We start from the raw sequence: 15866 nt of genomic DNA, 5'->3' as shown, positions 1-15866 counted from the left end.
CGGCGCGCGGCAGAGGGGGGGCCGCCTCCCAAGGTTGGCCAAACGGCCTCAGGGGCGGGGCGGCGGACGGCCACCGCCGTTGACGCTGGCCCCGCGCACGGTGAACACCACCAGGTCGATGCGCTTGCCGGTCTCGTCACGCAGTTCCAGTTTGTGCCGGCCAGGGAAGGGGAACCAGGCCAGTGTGGTGCCGCGGCCGAGTAGGCGGCCGTCGATCCACCACTGCGCCTTTGCCACGCCGTGGGCACGCAGCATCATGCGCTGGTTGGCCGGCGGGATGTCCGGGTCGAGTGCGAACAGGCTGCCGTCGAGTGGCGCGACGATGCCGGCCGGCTGGTTGGCCTGGCGGTCGCGCTCCGGCACCACCACCGTGCGCTGGGTGCCGGCCAGGAACCACTCCTGGCGCGGCGCCTCGATATTGCCGGCGTAACGCACCGCGCTTTTCACCACGCCAGGCGGGGTGGTGGGCGGCGCGGACGACTGCGTTTCCTGCAGATGGTCGAGCACTTCCTGCCACACCGGCGCGGCACCGTGCATGCCCGACACGTCCCACATCGGTGCGCCGCTGGCGTTGCCCACCCACACCGCTACCGTGTAGCGGCGCGAGAAGCCCACCGCCCAGTTGTCGCGCATGTCCTTGCTGGTGCCGGTCTTCACCGCGCTCCAGTAGCGGGTGGACAGCGCACTCTCCAGCCCGAAGGTGCGCGCCCGCGCGGTGCGGTCGGACAGGATGTCGGCGATGATGAAGCTGCTGGCCGCGTCGAGCCTGCGTACTGGCGCGGTGCGATGCTGGTCCAGGGTCCAGACCGGCGCGCCATACAGCCCCTGGTTGGCCAGCGTGCGATAGGCGTTGGCCAGCTCCAATAGGCGGATGTCGGCCGCGCCCAGCGCCAGGCTGTAGCCGTAGTAGTCGCCGTCCTCGACCAGACTGCTCATGCCTAGGCTTACCAGCCGGTCGCGCAACTTGCTCGGCGACACGATCTCAATGGTGCGCACCGCCGGTACGTTCAGCGACGACGCGAGAGCGGTGCGAACCGACACCAGGCCCTTGAAATCCTTGGCGTAGTTCTGCGGCGCATACAGGCCCGAAGCGGTCTTGAGGTCGAGCGGGCTGTCGTCCAGCAGCGAGGCGGCGGTCAGCCAGCGGCCTTCCAGCGCCAACTGGTAGAGGAAGGGCTTGAGCGTGGAGCCTGCCTGGCGCAGCGCGGTGACGCCGTCCACCTCACCAGCGGCCGACAGCGGGCCGCTGGAGCCGACCCAGGCCAGGATGTCGCCGTTCTGGTTGTCGAGCACCACCAGCGCGCCGTCCTGCACATTGCGCTGGGCCAGCACGGCGAGCTGGCGACGCAGCACGCGCACCGCGAAGCGCTGCAGGCCGGCATCGAGCGTGCTGGTGACGCGGCTGCCGGCTGCCAGCTTGCGGCCGGCCAACAGCTTGCGGGCGAAGTGCGGAGCCAGTTCGGGCGAGAACGGGTCGGGCGCGTTTTTGCGCGCCAGCGCCTGGTGGGTGCGGATGGCCAGCTCCGCGCAGTCGGCCTGACCCTTCTGCAGGTCCTTGAGCATCTTGCAGGCGCGTTTGGCGACCCGGTCCGGTGCGGCGTTCGGCGCGCGGATCAGCGCGACGGCGATCGCCGATTCCTGCTTGTCGAGGCCGCTGGGCAGCTTGCCGAACAGCGTGGCCGACAGCGCCGACAGACCGACCAGCTCGCCGCGGAAGCCGACCAGGTTCAGATAGGCCTCGAGAATCTGCGCCTTGGTCCAGTTGGTCTCCAGCCAGCTGGCCGACCAGCTCTGGCCGACCTTCTGCCATACGCTGCGACCGTCGCGCCTGGCACGCAGATCGGCGTCGAGCAGGCCGGTCAGCTGCATGGTCAGCGTCGAGGCGCCCCGGGTGCGGGTATTCCACAGATTGCCCCAGGCCGCCGCTGCTACGCCGCTCCAGTCCACGCCGCTGTGCTCGTAGAAGCGCTTGTCCTCGGACAGCACCAGCGCTTGGCGCAGCGCCGGCGAGGTGTCCGTTAGTGCCACCCAGTCGAGCCGACGTGTGCGCTGGTCGACGCGCACCCGCTGCAAGGGTTGACCGAAGCGGTCGAGCACGATCACGTCGGACGGTCGCCACGCCGCCTTCACCTCGGCGAAGCTCGGCAGGGCGTGGCTAGCCGTCGGCAGGACCACGAGCAAGAGGGCGAGGCGGCAGCGCTGCCGCAAACGATCACTTGCCATCGACCACCTTGAACACCGGGTTGGGCAGTTGGCCGAACACGCCCGGGGCATACAGCGCCTCGACCCGGGTCGGCGGCAGCTGGAAGCTGCCCGGGTTGTTCAGGCGCATGCGGTACTGCAGCTTCAGGTGGCCGCGCGGCACATAGCTGTAGTAGGCACGATAGCCTGAGAAACGCCGCTCGATATAGTCGGCCTCGTCATTGTCGCGGGCTTGGCCCGAGTTGGCGATGGCCGAGTCGCGGCCGAGGCCGCTGCCGAGCAGGCTGGCGCCGGCCGGAATCGGGTCGTCGACCACCACCCAGCTCATCTCGGCCTGGGCGTCCACATCCAGCGTTACCTCCACCACGTCGCCCGGCTGGTACTGGCCGGCGGTCTTCTGGCTGACCGGGGTGAGGGTCTTCTTCACCGTGTAGCCGGCCGAACGCGGCGCGCGCAGCTTCACTGCCGCCTCGGCCTGCACCGTGGCCCACGGCGCCCCGCTGCCCTGGTGATTCAGCTGCAGCGTGCCGTTGCCATTTGCCGGCCACGGCAACAGCGGCAGCGCGGCGCTCTTGTCGCCTTGCCAGGCGATGCTTTTGCGCTGCTCGCCGAGCGAGACGCTGGTGTTGCCGCTCACAGGCACGCTCTCGAACTGGCGCGAGAACTGCGCGACCGCCAGCGCCCCCCACAGGTTGGCGGTGGTGGTCTGCCAGTGGCCCTTGTCCTGGCGGCCCAGCAGGCCGGTCAACAGGCGCGGCAGGTCGGCGCGCCAGTCGGGCAGGGCGTGCGCCGCCAGCAGCAACCGCGCGGCGTTGACGTCGCCGTTGCCCATCAGCCACCAGGCACCGTCGTCGCGTTCGGTGCTGAAGGCGAGTCGGGTGCCCTGGTAGGTCAGCCGGCTGCGCAGCAGATTGCTGGCTTCGGCCAACCTGGCGGCGCGGCTGGGGATGGTCTGCACGCGATTCAGCAGGTTCAGCCAGTCGATCAGCATCGCCGTGCTCCAGGACTGTGGCTGCAGGTTCAGCACGTCCAGCATGCGCGGCGCGAAGCGAGCATAGCGGGCCAGCGTCTCCATCGCGGCCAGGCGGCGCGCGTCCAGGTCCTGGCGTGACAGCGGCAGCTCGCGCTTGATGCGGCCCTCGACGAAGGCGGTCAGGCCGTCGAGCAGGCGGGTGCGTGCCGGTTCGGGTAGCGTCTGACCGGCTTCCTGGCTCACGGCCAGGAAGTAGCTGGTCAGCACGTCGCTGCCGCGATTGCCGGCGTCCTCGCCGAGCGGGAAGTAGGCGGCCAGGCCATTGCTGTCGAGATAGAGCGGCAGCTCGGCCATCAGCTTGTTCCAACGCACCGCGTCATGCAGGCCCAGCGCCACCGAGGTGCGTTGCTCCAGGCACACATAGGGGTAGGTCTCGAACCAGCGGCGCACGCCCGGCAGGTCGTCGCCGAGCTTGGCCTGCAGGCTGACGCGGATGCCGCCGCGGCCGGGCTGTGCGTCGGCGGGCAGACCGACCGGAATGCTCTGGCTCGGCTCAAGCTGCACCAGGGTGGCCTGCTGCACCGTCACCGGCACCGCCGGTTCCACCTGCTGCTTGATCGCCAGCTTGTCGGCGGCCTTGCCCTTGAGTTCGTGCGCGGAGAAGGTCCAGGCCAGCTCCGCATGCCCGGTGGGCACGGTGATCGGCCAACGTGCTTCGCGCGCCTCGCCGGCCGGCAGCGTCAGCGTGATCGGGGCGCGTACCGGCAGACCGGGAGCGGCGGCGCTGACGCTGACGGACATGCTGCGGTCGCTGCCGTTGCGCAGTATCACCGCGGCGGACAGCTGGTCGCCCTCGCGCACCAGCGGCGGCACGGCCGAGGTCAGTTGCAGGTCCTGGCTGACGGTGATGGTGGTGCTACCGGTGCCGAATTGTTGACGGCCATAGTCGGCCACCGCCACCAGACGGAAGCGGGTGAGCGCGTCGTTGATCGGTACCGACACGGTAGCGGTGCCGCCGGCACCGAGCACCACGCGCGGCTGCCAGGTCAGCAAGGTGTCGAGCAGCTCGCGGGTCGGCACCTTGCCGCCGCCGCCGCCGGGTGGCAGCGCCTTGCGGCCGTAGTGGCGCTTGCCGACCACCTCGAGCTGGGCGGTGGCGGTGTCCACCGCGTAGCTGTGACGCTCCTGCATCGCTTCGAGCAACTCCCAGCTGCGGTTGGGCTGCAGCTCCAGCAGCGCCTCATCCACCGCGGCGAACGCCACCTCGGTGCCGGCCGGTGCCGGCTTGCCGTCGGGCAGGCGTACCTTGATCTGGACCTTGGCGGTCTCGCGGATGCCGTACTTGGCGCGCTCGGGGGTAACGTCCACCTGCAGACGGTTGGCCTTGTTGTCAACCTTCAGCTCGGCGATGCCGTACTTGAAGGCCGGACGAGACAGGTCGACCAGCGCGGTCGGTGCGACATAGTCGCCGCCCTCGTTCCAGTAGGCGTCCCACCAGTCGAGCGGAGTCTTCCAGCCCCAGGTGAAGAATGAGTACCACGGGACCTCTCTAAGTCGGCCGCGCACCGCCAGCACCGAGACGTAGACGTTAGGCGCCCAGTTGGGCTCTATCTTCACCTCGACCACCGGATTCTTGCCCTCGATCTCGATCACGCGGGTGTCGACGATGCCCTCGCGCTCGATCGCCACCCAGGCAGTGGCCTTGCGGAACGGCATGCGCACCTGCAGCCGCGCGGTGTCGCCCGGTGCGTAGCTGGTCTTCTCCGGCAGCACGTCGATGCGGTCGTTGTTGTCGACGTCGAACCACAGCTCGTCGTGGTGGCTCACCCACACGCTCTGGGCCGCCCGCACCGTGTTGCCCTTGTCGTCGCGCGCTTCGGCAATCAGTTCCATATTGCCTTCGTCCTTCAGCGCCACGTCGCACAGCAGCAGGCCGCGCGCGTCGGTCTTGCCTTCGCACAGCTGGCCGCGGCTGGAGGTCTCCTCGTCGTGTTCCCAGGCGTAGAAGCCGCCGACCAGGCGCTTGCGGGTGGACAGGTAACGGTGCTCGACCATCTTCACCGTCACCGTCTTGTTGGCGAGCGGCTTGCCGGAGAGGTCCAGCAGTACCGTCTTCAGGTTCAGCGTTCGGCCGACCGACACCCAGCTTTCCACGTCGATGCCGAGCAGCACGCCGGCCGGCAGCAGCGGGATGCGCCGCGACAGCGTCTGCACCTCGCCGTTCGGGTCGCGGTAGGCTACCTCGCTGACCAGGTCGTAGCGGCGGTCGAGCTTGGGCAGGTCCTTGATGGTGGTCTTGCCGTTGCCGTTGTCGTCCAGCTTCAGCGCAGCCTTGTCGAGCACTACCTTGCCGTCGAGCGCGTCGGCCTGATCGCGGTTGGGTTTCTCCGGCGGCGAGAAGCTGAAACGCTCGTAGCCCTTCGGGCTGGCGTAGCTTTGCTCCAACATGGCGCTGACCTCGACCGGCCAGCCCTTGGCCGGGCCGCCGTTGCCCCAGGCCAGCGACACATTCAGCGGCAGCTCCTTCGGCGCGATGCCGGCGCCGGGCAGGGCGCTGATGCGGCCGGTCATGGTCGGCAGGCGGAACTGCTCGACGCGGAAGCTACCGCTTTGCAACGAGTAGCCGTCGAGCTCGGGGCTGGACGGCTGGTCGCTGTCGCCGCTGTCGCGCTTGCCCTTGTGCTCCAGGTAGACGCTGTATTCGCCGAGCTTGGCGGCGGCCGGCAGCGCAAAGCTCGACTCGGCGTAGCGACCCTGCCGCCAGGTCAGTGGCAGCGTGTATTCGTCGTTGCTGCCGTTGTGCACCAGCCGCACCTGTTCGGGCAGCTGGTTGGCCTTCAACAGCGCCAGGCCCTGGGCGTTCTGCACGCGCAGGAAGTGCTTCATCGACACCGTTTCACCCGGGCGCAGCAGGGTGCGGTCCATCACCGTGTGGGCCAGGATGGACGGGCGGTCGCCGTAGCTGGTGGGGAAGGGGAAGCGCCAGGTCTCGATGCCGCGGTTCCAGCTGGAGCGCACGAAGGACACGTCCTCGCGGCCGGTGGCGTCCTTGCTGCGGGCGGTGACGAAGAAGCCGGACAGCTCGTCGCCGTCGCAGCTGCCGTCGTCCAGCCGGGTGGCAATGCGCGCGATGCCCTGCGCGTCGGTGCGGCCCTGCCACAGCGCGTTGCCGCGGCAGTCGTACACATGCACCTCGGCATTGGGCACCGGGCGGCCGTGATCCAGGCTGGTCACCCACACCGCGGCGTTCTCCGGCGAGCGCTTGAAGTGCACCGCCATATTGGTGACGAGCGCCGCGGTGCGCACATACATCGGCGTGTTGCCGCCCAGCAGCGACTTGCCGAGCAGTTTCGACGTCACCTCCACCACATACAGGCCCGGTTGCGGCAGCGGGATGCCCACCACCTCGAACGGCCAGCGGCCCTTGGCATCTGGCTGGGTCGGCAGGCTCAGTTTCTTCGCGCTCTTGTCACCATTGAGCAGCGACAGGCGGCGGCTCTCCACTATCCTGCCCTTGCCGACCTCGATGGTGCTCTCGTGGTAGCGGGACACCTTGGCGAGCCACGCCTGCATCTGCTTGTCGTCGGTGACGCGCAGGCTCTGGCCGCCGAGCTGGATCGCCTTGATCGGCAATGCTGCCTCGACGCCGCGCAGTGTGATCGGCAGTGCTGCATCCGAGCCCGCTTCGATGATGCCGAACGGCGCGGCGGCAAACTTGGCCAACGGTGGAAAGTCGGCCAGCGGAATGGTTAGCGGGAACCTGCCGGCATTGGTCAGGCTGCGGCCGATCTCGTCCTTGAAGTCCTTGGGCAGGCTCAGCGTGGCCGATTCGCGCGGCGGGAACGGCGCGGCGAAGCTGATGCTGTCCACCGGCTTGCCGCGGTTGTCACCCTGCGGGTCGGGCAGGCGTTCAGCGCCCGCCACTTTCAGGCGTATGGCGGCAGCCAGCTTGGCTGGTACCGGGCTGGAGAAATTCAGCACCAGTGGTTTGAAGGGGATGCAGGCGCCGCGGGCGTTTTCGCGGTGGCAGTTCAACGTGGCGGTGAACGGCGGGCGCACCTTGTATTCGATCTTGTCCGGTGTGCTGCCGCTGCGCAGGTTGACCAGGGTCAGCTTGCTGTCCGGCGGCAGGCGCTGACCGCAGCGCACCGTCAGGATGTGGTCGGCTTCCTTGTCGAGCTTGAGGTGCTGTAGCAGTGTTTGGCGCTCGGCGGGGGACAGCGGCACGACCGGGATGCGCTCGGGCAGGCTGGCCGATTGGCAATATAGACCGGGCAGGGCCTTCAGGCGCGCGTTGGTGCGCAGCACGAAGGCCTGGTCTTCTTCGATCTGTTCGTCGTCCTCCGGCCAGCTCTTCAGGATGGCCGGCGCGCCGGTGGTAAAGGCGTAGCTGGCGGCGGGCAGCGCCTCGCCCTGCAGGTTCTTGAGGCCGGGTTTGATGGTGAAACGGCAGCTGGTGTTGGCCGAAGGTGGGTCTTTCAGATCGAGCACCCAGGTCTTGTCGTCGACCCAGTGCGACAGGCCTTTCAGCGCGCACGACCATTGCACCGGGGGTGGTGCATCGGTATTGCCCAAGCGGATCATCGAGCTGTCGAAGCTGATACGCACCTGACTTGGGGTGCGAACCTCGCCTGTGGGGCTGAAGGCGGTGATGGCGACGGCCTCTGCGGCGCCGACGGCCAGTGCGAGGGTCGCCCCGATCAGAAGGTGAAGGGAGGTCCGCATGCTTGGGCCGTCCTTTATTGAAATGTCATTATGAGAAATGCATCATAACATTGCGCATTGATATTCCATATGGCATTTGGGTGGGCTCGGCCAACCTTGTGAGCGCTCAGGTGCAATACTGTGCTCATGATTACCGTCACTTTCCGCTTTTACGCCGAACTCAATGACTTTCTCGCGCCGGATCAGCGTCAGCGCAGGGTCGACCGTATCTGTGCGGTGGATGCATCGGTGAAGCACTCGATCGAAGCGCTCGGTGTGCCGCATACCGAGGTCGAGCTGATTCTGGTCAACGGCGAGTCGGTCGGTTTCGACCGCCTGCTGCAGGATGGCGACCAAGTGGCGGTCTACCCGGTGTTCGAGGCGTTCGATGTCAGACCGGTGCTGCGGGTACGCGAGACGCCGCTGCGTCGACCGCGCTTCATTGCCGACGCCCACCTCGGCGGCTTGGCGCACAAGCTGCGCATGGCCGGCTTCGATACGTTATACGACAACGGTTATCCGGATGAGGACATCGAAGCGATCGCGGTGCGGGAGCATCGTATCGTGTTGACCCGCGACCGTGAGCTGTTGAAGCGGCGCAGCATCAGCCACGGCTGCTACGTGAGGGCGCTGCGACCGGAGGCGCAGTTGCGAGAGTTGTTCTTGCGGCTCGATTTGGCAGGCAGCGTGCAGCCGTTCACCCTATGCATTGAGTGCAATGCGCCGCTGCGCGAGGTCGCCCGGGAGGAGGTGGTCGAACGGGTGCCTCCGGGGGTGCTGGCACAGCAGGAGCGCTTCATCACCTGCGATGTCTGCAGACGAGTGTTCTGGGAGGGCTCTCACTGGCAGCGGATGAGAGCGCTACTCGATACCCTGATTGCTCAAACGCCCGACGACGCGGGTTGACACAGGCCGAATCGTACGCACGAAAAACCGCCACGCAAGGTGGCGGTTTGGTCAATCCCGCGAGCCGGGCTCAGAGCGCGGAGCCTGCGGGGGCCGGCCAAGAGATGGAAAGATGTTTGCTGCCCTGCGCACCGACGTTGACCTTCTGTTGTTTGGTCACGCCGTCGAGCGTGGCTTTGACGATGTAGTTACCAGGGGGCAGCTTCACCAGCATGAATGGTCCGGTGCTGTTGGCCTCGAACACTTGCTTGCCCTTGACGTTGCTGATCGCGACGTCGACGTCGGCGACATAGTGACCTTCGCGGCCCTTGGCCATTTCGATCGCCAATGGGTAATGGCGCGCTTCGGCCTTCATCGCGTTCGATTCATCGCTGCCAATACCGCCAGTCAGATACTCGATCCTTCCGGACTGCTGCACCGACGGAAGGTCGGCGGCAAAGACTGGGGACGCCAGCATCAGGCTGGTGACGATGGTGGTGAGTAAAGTCCTGCTGAAATGGGTGGGAGTCATCTGAGTCCTCTCCTTTTCAGGTGGCTGGACAATCCAGAGGCTCGCCGGGAAAACGCCTAGGGTTAACCCGGCCCGTCTAGGCTAGACCCGCTGCGCGACCGACAAGTTCCTAATCGCTAGCTTCAACTGGATATAACGTCTAACGTCAAGCCTTGCCTGGCAAGGCTTTGCCACTTACGCGCGCAGGGCCACTTTTTTTGGCTAACGGGTGCCAGGGCGGTGCATTGCCGTCATTTTTCGGCGTGTTGAAGAACGACAAAGCGATATGTTGAGCGGCATGATCTCTGCGAGGCATCCCATAGAAAAGGGTGCATTCCGGCTCTTTCAGCAGTAGGTATGGCTGCCAGCCGCACAGTAGGGGTGCCATAGGATAAGCCACAGCGAGTCGCCGTCCATTGGCCGCCTCGCGGGCCAAGGCGCATCGCCCCGGCTTGGCTGGTCGGCGCGGTATGGCACGGTGCCTGCCAGGGCGGCTGCTGCTACAATGCACCCGATCCGTCATTCTTGATCGGCGAGCTGTGCTCGCCATCAGTAGATTTTCCTTATCTGAAATAAAAAGCATTTTCCAAGGCGCACAATGGAACTCGACAAAAGCTTCGAACCGGGCAACATCGAACGTCGCTGGTACGACCAGTGGGAACAGGCCGGCTACTTCCAGCCGCATATGGACGAGAACAAGCCCTCGTTCTCGATCCAGCTGCCGCCGCCCAACGTCACCGGCACGCTGCACATGGGCCACGCCTTCAACCAGACCATCATGGATGGCCTGACCCGCTACTACCGCATGAAGGGCAACAACACCCTGTGGGTGCCGGGCACCGACCATGCCGGCATCGCCACCCAGATCGTCGTCGAGCGCCAGCTGGGCGAGCAGGGCGTGTCGCGCCACGACCTGGGCCGCGACGCCTTCATCAGCAAGGTGTGGGAATGGAAGAACGTCTCCGGCGGCACCATCACCAGCCAGATGCGCCGCGTCGGCTGCTCGGTGGACTGGAGCCGTGAATACTTCACCATGGACGACACCCGCGCCGGTATCGTCAGCGAAGTGTTCGTGCGCCTGTTCGAACAGGGCCTGATCTACCGTGGCAAGCGCCTGGTGAACTGGGACCCGAAACTGGGCACCGCCGTGTCCGACCTCGAAGTGATCTCCGAGGAAGAAGACGGCAAGATGTGGCACATCAAGTACCCGGTGGTGGGCAGCGACGAATTCGTCACCGTGGCCACCACCCGCCCGGAAACCCTGCTGGGCGACGTGGCCGTCGCGATCAACCCGACCGATGAGCGCTACCAGCACCTGCTCGGCAAGATGCTGGAACTGCCGCTGACCGGCCGCCAGATCCCGGTGATCGCCGACGACTACGTCGACGCCGCTTTCGGCACCGGCTTCGTCAAGATCACCCCGGCGCACGACTTCAACGACTACCAGGTCGGCAAGCGTCACAACACCGCCTTGATCAATGTGATGAGCCTGCAGGCCACCATGCTGGACAAGGCCCAAGTGTTCGGCTTCGACGGCTCGGTGCAAGGCAGTATCGACCTGCCGGCCGCCTACGCCGGCCTCACCACCGCCGAGGCGCGCAAGGCCATGCTGGCCGACTTGGAAGCCGTCGGCCTGCTGCTGGAAACCAAGCCGCACAAGCTGATGGTGCCGCGCGGCGACCGTACCGGCTCGGTGATCGAACCGCTGCTGACCGACCAGTGGTTCGTGGCAATGACCAAGGTTGCCGACGGCGACGCCACCGGCAAGAGCATCACTCAGAAAGCCATCGACGCGGTCGAATCGGGCGAAGTGCGCTTCATCCCGGAAAACTGGGTCAACACCTACAACCAGTGGATGAACAACATCCAGGACTGGTGTATCAGCCGCCAGCTGTGGTGGGGTCACCAAATCCCGGCCTGGTACGACGAAGACGGCAAGGTCTACGTGGCCCGTACCGAGGCGGAAGCCCAGGCCAAGGCGCCGGGCAAGACGCTGCGTCGCGACGACGACGTGCTCGACACTTGGTTCAGCTCCGCGCTCGTGCCGTTCAGCACCCTGGGTTGGCCGAACGACACCGCCGAGCTGCGCGCCTTCCTGCCGTCCAACGTGCTGGTGACCGGCTACGAGATCATCTTCTTCTGGGTCGCCCGGATGATCATGATGACCTCGCACTTCTGCGGCAAAGTGCCGTTCAAGGACGTGTATATCCACGGCATGGTGCGCGACCACGAAGGCAAGAAGATGTCCAAGTCCGAGGGCAACGTGATCGACCCGGTGGACCTGATCGACGGCATCGACCTGGAAACCCTGGTTGCCAAGCGCACCACCGGCCTGCGCCGTCCGGAAAAGGCCCCTCAGATCGCCAAGGCTACCGAAAAGCTGTTCCCGGAAGGCATCCCGGCCTACGGCAGTGACGCGCTGCGCTTCACCATGGCCAGCTACGCCACGCTGGGCCGTTCGGTCAACTTCGACTTCAAGCGTGCCGAAGGCTACCGCAACTTCTGCAACAAGCTGTGGAACGCCACCCGCTTCGTGCTGATGAATGTGGAAGGCAAGGACTGCGGCCAGGACGAATCGCTGCCGCTGGAATTCAGCTTCGTCGACAAGTGGATGATCGGCCGCCTGCAGGAAGTGGAAGCCGCCGTCACCGAGGCGCTCGACACCTACCGCTTCGACATCGCCGCCCAGGCGCTGTACGAATTCGTCTGGAACGAATACTGCGACTGGTACGTGGAGCTGACCAAGGTTCAGTTGCAAAACGGCAACGAAGCCCAGCAACGCGCCACCCGCCGCACCCTGGTGCGCGTGCTGGAAGTGGTGCTACGCCTGATCCATCCGATCATGCCGTTCATCACCGAAGAGCTGTGGCAGGCCGTTGCGCCGCTGGCAAACGCCAAGAAGACCGATTCGGTCATGCTGGCCGCCTGGCCGGTGGCCGCGCCGGAGAAGATCGATGCCGCCGCCAACGCGCGCATGGATGCCTTCAAGGACATGGTCAACGCGGTGCGTAACCTGCGCGGCGAAATGGGCCTGGGCCCGGCGGTGAAAGCGCCGCTGTTCGTCGAAGGCGATGTCGCCAACGCCGACTTCCTGCCGTACCTGAAGCTGCTGGCCCGCCTGTCCGACGCCACCATCGTCGCCAAGCTGCCGGAAGACGACGCCCCGGTGGCGATCGCCGGCGAAGCCCGCCTGATGCTGAAGGTGGAAATCGACAAGGCCGCCGAAACCGCCCGCTTGACCAAGGAAATCGGCAAGGTGGAAGCGGATCTGGCCAAGCTGACCGCAAAGCTGGAAAAGCCGGGTTACACCGACAAGGCACCGACGCATCTGGTCGAGCGCGACCGTGCGCAGCTGGCTGAATTCAGCGACAAACTGGAGAAGCTGAAGGGGCAACTCGCCAAGCTTGCTTGATCACTGCAACAAGCGAACGAAAGGCCGCCAGGAATGGCGGCCTTTTTCTTGTGAAATGGTCCATGTAATAGAATTATGCTGTATGATTTTATTGCGTAAGATGTGTAATGCGTTTGGCGTGATGCTAGTCTTTACAGTTTGCTAGGCGTTACTTCAATTGCAGATCTTGCCACAGGTAATTAGTCAAGTTTTTCCTAACAAACAAAATGCTGGGAGAGGTTATGGAAATAATCGCGGTTATTAATTACAAAGGTGGTGTTGGCAAGACTACTGTCACGGCTAATATTGGAGCAGAACTTGCTTTTAGAGGAAAGAAAGTTCTAATCATCGATACTGATGCTCAGGCGAGCCTTACTTTTTCATTTGTTAGGCCCGATTATTGGGATGAGAGCCTTAAAGATAATAAGACCATTAAGAGCTGGTTCGATGCAATTGCAGAAAGCGATGAGCCGCCACCGCTGGCCTCGCTCGTCATCTCGCCTGAAATTGTTAATAATCAGGTCGATAAAAATGGCGGCAAGCTAGACTTGATTTCTTCTCATCTTGGCTTGATTAATGTTGACTTGGAACTTGCCACCTTGCTTGGCGGTGCAAACCTGCAACAGACGAAAAAGAACTATATTAAAGTTCATGGCAGGCTCCGACAGGCCGTAAAAGATTTGGCTTCAATGAATTATGATTATGTGCTGATTGATTGTCCGCCAAATTTTAATATCGTCACAAAGAACGCTATAATTGCAAGCGAGAAAATTCTCATTCCTGCAAAGCCGGACTACCTTTCGACCCTAGGTATTGACTATTTGCAGCGTAGCCTTAATGAGCTAGTGAGGGAATTTAATGAATTCACGGACCAGGATAAAGAAAGGATTTCTCCGGAAGTTTTGGGCGTTATATTCACTATGATTCAGATCACATCTGGGCAACCTATTGCAGCGCAAAGGCAGTTTATTGCCCAGACGAAAAGGGATGGTATTGTGGTGTTTGAAAATTATTTCCGTGAAAATAAAACTATTTTTGCGGATGCTCCGCAAAATTTGCGGCCAGTTGTGTTAACGGCATATTCAAATGCAACTCATTCTGATATTGTTGATGAGATTGAGGCCGTAGTCAATGAGTTTGAAGGTCGGCTTGGAGATATTTAATGAATGCCAAATCGATTGCGATCAGCGAGTTGCTTATTAGGTTTGCTGACTCTATCCGAAATCTCTCTGATGATGAGATTAATAAAATTCTAGTGGGAACTCATTCTCTTGAGATTAAAATAACAAAAAATCGGATGGGAATAAAAGGCGAAGTGCAGCCAGAGGTGGTAGACGTTGTGAGTGCTGCTCAGAAATTAAGTGAATTTTCTGATAGAGCAGCTGCTGGCGATTATCTTCGAGAGCTTGCGAAGAATAAGAGGAAACTTGAGTTAATCGCACGGCATTTGGATGTGGCTGTGTCGAGGCAAGATAAATCAGAGGACATTGTCGACAAAATTGTCGAGTCAACAGTTGGCGCAAGGCTCAGATCTGCAGCTATCCGTGGCAGTGAAGTATAATAAATTTATATGCTATCTTGTATAGGCGAGTAGGATGGGTGAAGGCACTTGTGCCGTAACCCATCAATCCCTTCTCTGCGATGAAACCGATGGGCTACGCTCCGCTCTACCGCATTCTGTGGGGATGGCCAGACATGTCGGCAAGCGGAAGCGCTGTCCGGTGATTAATTCTTACCGCTCTCCAGTGCCATAAAAACGGTCTGTATATCCGCAGGGTTGATGTTGTTACTGATCCCTAGCACGGCTCCGCCGACGCTGTTCCAGGTCTTTTCCCCTTTTTCCGGTATGCCAGCTTTCGAAATGATCCACCAGCCGCCCCAGTCGTAGTCGCTGGGTATTTTCAGCTTGCCGGCCGCATTGCCGTCTTTGCTCCAATTGTCGCGGGCGACGATTTCGCCGTGGCAAATGCTGTCGTTCTGTCTCGCCGGGTTGGTGTTGAGGATCGTGCTGTCAAAGGCCGACCGGATGATGACGGAATGCCCCATGCCGAAGGGGCGGCCCGATTCAAGAATCCATTTCTCCGTTGGCCCCAATGCCGTACTGCTTGCGGTGGCGCAGCCATTGCTGGTCTTGCTCAGGAATTTACCGTTTTCCCAGTTGTATAGGGCGTAAATGTTTTTGGCCGCTTCAACTTGTATCAAGAACCAGGTTTCTTGGGTTGCACGCATGCGGCTGTCATGAAGCTCGCCATTATAGGGGCGTGCTTGAAGATAATAGCCTTCATAACTCTGAATCTTGATCATGCCCAGATTGACAGCGACGGTGATGGGGGTGATGGGGGGAAGGCTGCGTTGCAGATCTTTGGGCGAGCTCATGCCCAATTTTTGTGGCGGATTGTTTATGATATTGTCGTCCGCTGCGACTGCCATTCCGAATGTAAGGGTGAGAATGGTTGCGATGATCACTCTGTGAAAAGTTGGCATGACAGCCTCCCTGACGAATAAGCAAGTCTACCAATATCAGGTATTGCAGACGGCAGAGTCATGCGCAAGTGGGTATTCGCGTTTATTTCAAGATAACATGCAAATATTTTCAAGAAAGTCTTGCAAATGATTAGGGTTGTCGTTGCGTTTTTTGTCACTGCTTGAATGCCTTTCGGCACTATGAAAGAAGGCAAATAGAGCGCATGAAGACGTTTCAACCATCACCAGCAATTCTACTGATGCAATGTATTTATTTCAGCCGACCTAGCGTTTGATTGAAAATCTTGGCGCTAATGATCAATGGAATAAAATACTTCGATTTTATTGATAGAAGAATGCCTGATTAAATCGAAGTCGGTTTAAGGCGGCCGAGTCGCTACCCGGTGGGCGAGGAATCGGGGTGTTACTAAGCTTTGCAAAAGTATTGTCACTGGCAGGCATATTGGCACTCAGGCTGGCGGAAGAACGATTTCACCAGCCCGGGTAGCTTTTGGATTCGACGCAAGGCGCCGATTGCTAGCCGCTTCATTTCCTCATGGTTTTGCACCAGACGCTTTGATACCTGGCGCTTCACGTGCGCCCAGACCTGCTCGTCCGGATTCAGTTGCGGCGAGTAAGGCGGCAAGTAGAACAGGTTGAGCTTGCCTTCCAAGCTCTCCACATAGTCCCTGACCAGCTTCGCCTTGTGGATCGGATGGCCATCGACGATCACAAAC

9 protein-coding genes are annotated in these 15866 nt (G+C 62.2%); 4 read left to right on the top strand and 5 right to left on the bottom strand.

All coding sequences use genetic code 11. From position 1 onward, the window contains the following. Nucleotides 1-48: 48 nt before the first annotated feature. Both pbpC and QU481_RS15300 read right to left on the bottom strand, forming a co-directional pair. Nucleotides 49-2223: a penicillin-binding protein 1C gene (gene pbpC, locus QU481_RS15305; RefSeq protein WP_289830933.1), complete on the bottom strand. Its 2175-nt coding sequence runs from the start codon at nt 2221-2223 to the stop codon at nt 49-51. Then, the gene (locus QU481_RS15300; protein ID WP_289830932.1) at nt 2213-7900 is read right to left on the bottom strand and encodes an Ig-like domain-containing alpha-2-macroglobulin family protein; all 5688 of its coding nucleotides are present in this window, start codon (nt 7898-7900) and stop codon (nt 2213-2215) included. The genes pbpC and QU481_RS15300 overlap by 11 nt, the downstream gene beginning before the upstream one ends. Before the next feature lie 126 nt (nt 7901-8026). Here QU481_RS15300 and QU481_RS15295 point away from each other — a divergent pair, with 126 nt between their 5' ends. Beyond that, nucleotides 8027-8785 (top strand): Mut7-C RNAse domain-containing protein, encoded by a 759-nt coding sequence (locus QU481_RS15295; RefSeq protein WP_289830931.1) that lies wholly within the window; start codon nt 8027-8029, stop codon nt 8783-8785. A gap of 70 nt (nt 8786-8855) precedes the next feature. Here QU481_RS15295 and QU481_RS15290 read toward each other — a convergent pair whose 3' ends face one another. Further along, nucleotides 8856-9296: a T9SS type A sorting domain-containing protein gene (locus QU481_RS15290; RefSeq protein WP_289830930.1), complete on the bottom strand. Its 441-nt coding sequence runs from the start codon at nt 9294-9296 to the stop codon at nt 8856-8858. 577 nt (nt 9297-9873) lie between these two features. Here QU481_RS15290 and QU481_RS15285 point away from each other — a divergent pair. The 3 genes from QU481_RS15285 to QU481_RS15275 all read left to right on the top strand — a co-directional run bounded on the left by QU481_RS15285 (nt 9874) and on the right by QU481_RS15275 (nt 14227). Then, complete coding sequence (locus QU481_RS15285; RefSeq protein WP_289830929.1) at nt 9874-12687, top strand: valine--tRNA ligase; 2814 nt, start codon at nt 9874-9876, stop codon at nt 12685-12687. A 221-nt stretch (nt 12688-12908) separates the two neighbouring features. Continuing rightward, entirely contained in the window at nt 12909-13829 is a 921-nt protein-coding gene (locus QU481_RS15280; protein WP_289830928.1) for a ParA family protein, read from the top strand. After that, complete coding sequence (locus QU481_RS15275; protein WP_289830927.1) at nt 13829-14227, top strand: hypothetical protein; 399 nt, start codon at nt 13829-13831, stop codon at nt 14225-14227. Before QU481_RS15280 ends, QU481_RS15275 begins: the two co-directional genes overlap by 1 nt. A 164-nt stretch (nt 14228-14391) precedes the next feature. Here QU481_RS15275 and QU481_RS15270 read toward each other — a convergent pair whose 3' ends face one another. Both QU481_RS15270 and QU481_RS15265 read right to left on the bottom strand, forming a co-directional pair. Next, the gene (locus QU481_RS15270; protein ID WP_289830926.1) at nt 14392-15150 is read right to left on the bottom strand and encodes a fascin domain-containing protein; all 759 of its coding nucleotides are present in this window, start codon (nt 15148-15150) and stop codon (nt 14392-14394) included. 427 nt (nt 15151-15577) lie between these two features. Beyond that, nucleotides 15578-15866: transposase (locus QU481_RS15265; protein ID WP_289828758.1), on the bottom strand; the 289-nt coding region annotated here is incomplete at its 5' end.

This window comes from Crenobacter oryzisoli, from assembly GCF_030385785.1.
Lineage (GTDB): Bacteria > Pseudomonadota > Gammaproteobacteria > Burkholderiales > Chromobacteriaceae > Crenobacter_A > Crenobacter_A oryzisoli.
Note: the sequence above shows the minus strand (reverse complement) of the source record. Positions and strands in the feature narration are given on the sequence as shown.

Coding starts and splice junctions, on each gene's coding strand:
- pbpC (WP_289830933.1), bottom strand. CDS start 2,223: ATGGCAAGTGATCGTTTGCGGCAGCGCTGCCGCCTCGCCCTCTTGCTC.
- QU481_RS15300 (WP_289830932.1), bottom strand. CDS start 7,900: ATGCGGACCTCCCTTCACCTTCTGATCGGGGCGACCCTCGCACTGGCC.
- QU481_RS15295 (WP_289830931.1), top strand. CDS start 8,027: ATGATTACCGTCACTTTCCGCTTTTACGCCGAACTCAATGACTTTCTC.
- QU481_RS15290 (WP_289830930.1), bottom strand. CDS start 9,296: ATGACTCCCACCCATTTCAGCAGGACTTTACTCACCACCATCGTCACC.
- QU481_RS15285 (WP_289830929.1), top strand. CDS start 9,874: ATGGAACTCGACAAAAGCTTCGAACCGGGCAACATCGAACGTCGCTGG.
- QU481_RS15280 (WP_289830928.1), top strand. CDS start 12,909: ATGGAAATAATCGCGGTTATTAATTACAAAGGTGGTGTTGGCAAGACT.
- QU481_RS15275 (WP_289830927.1), top strand. CDS start 13,829: ATGAATGCCAAATCGATTGCGATCAGCGAGTTGCTTATTAGGTTTGCT.
- QU481_RS15270 (WP_289830926.1), bottom strand. CDS start 15,150: ATGCCAACTTTTCACAGAGTGATCATCGCAACCATTCTCACCCTTACA.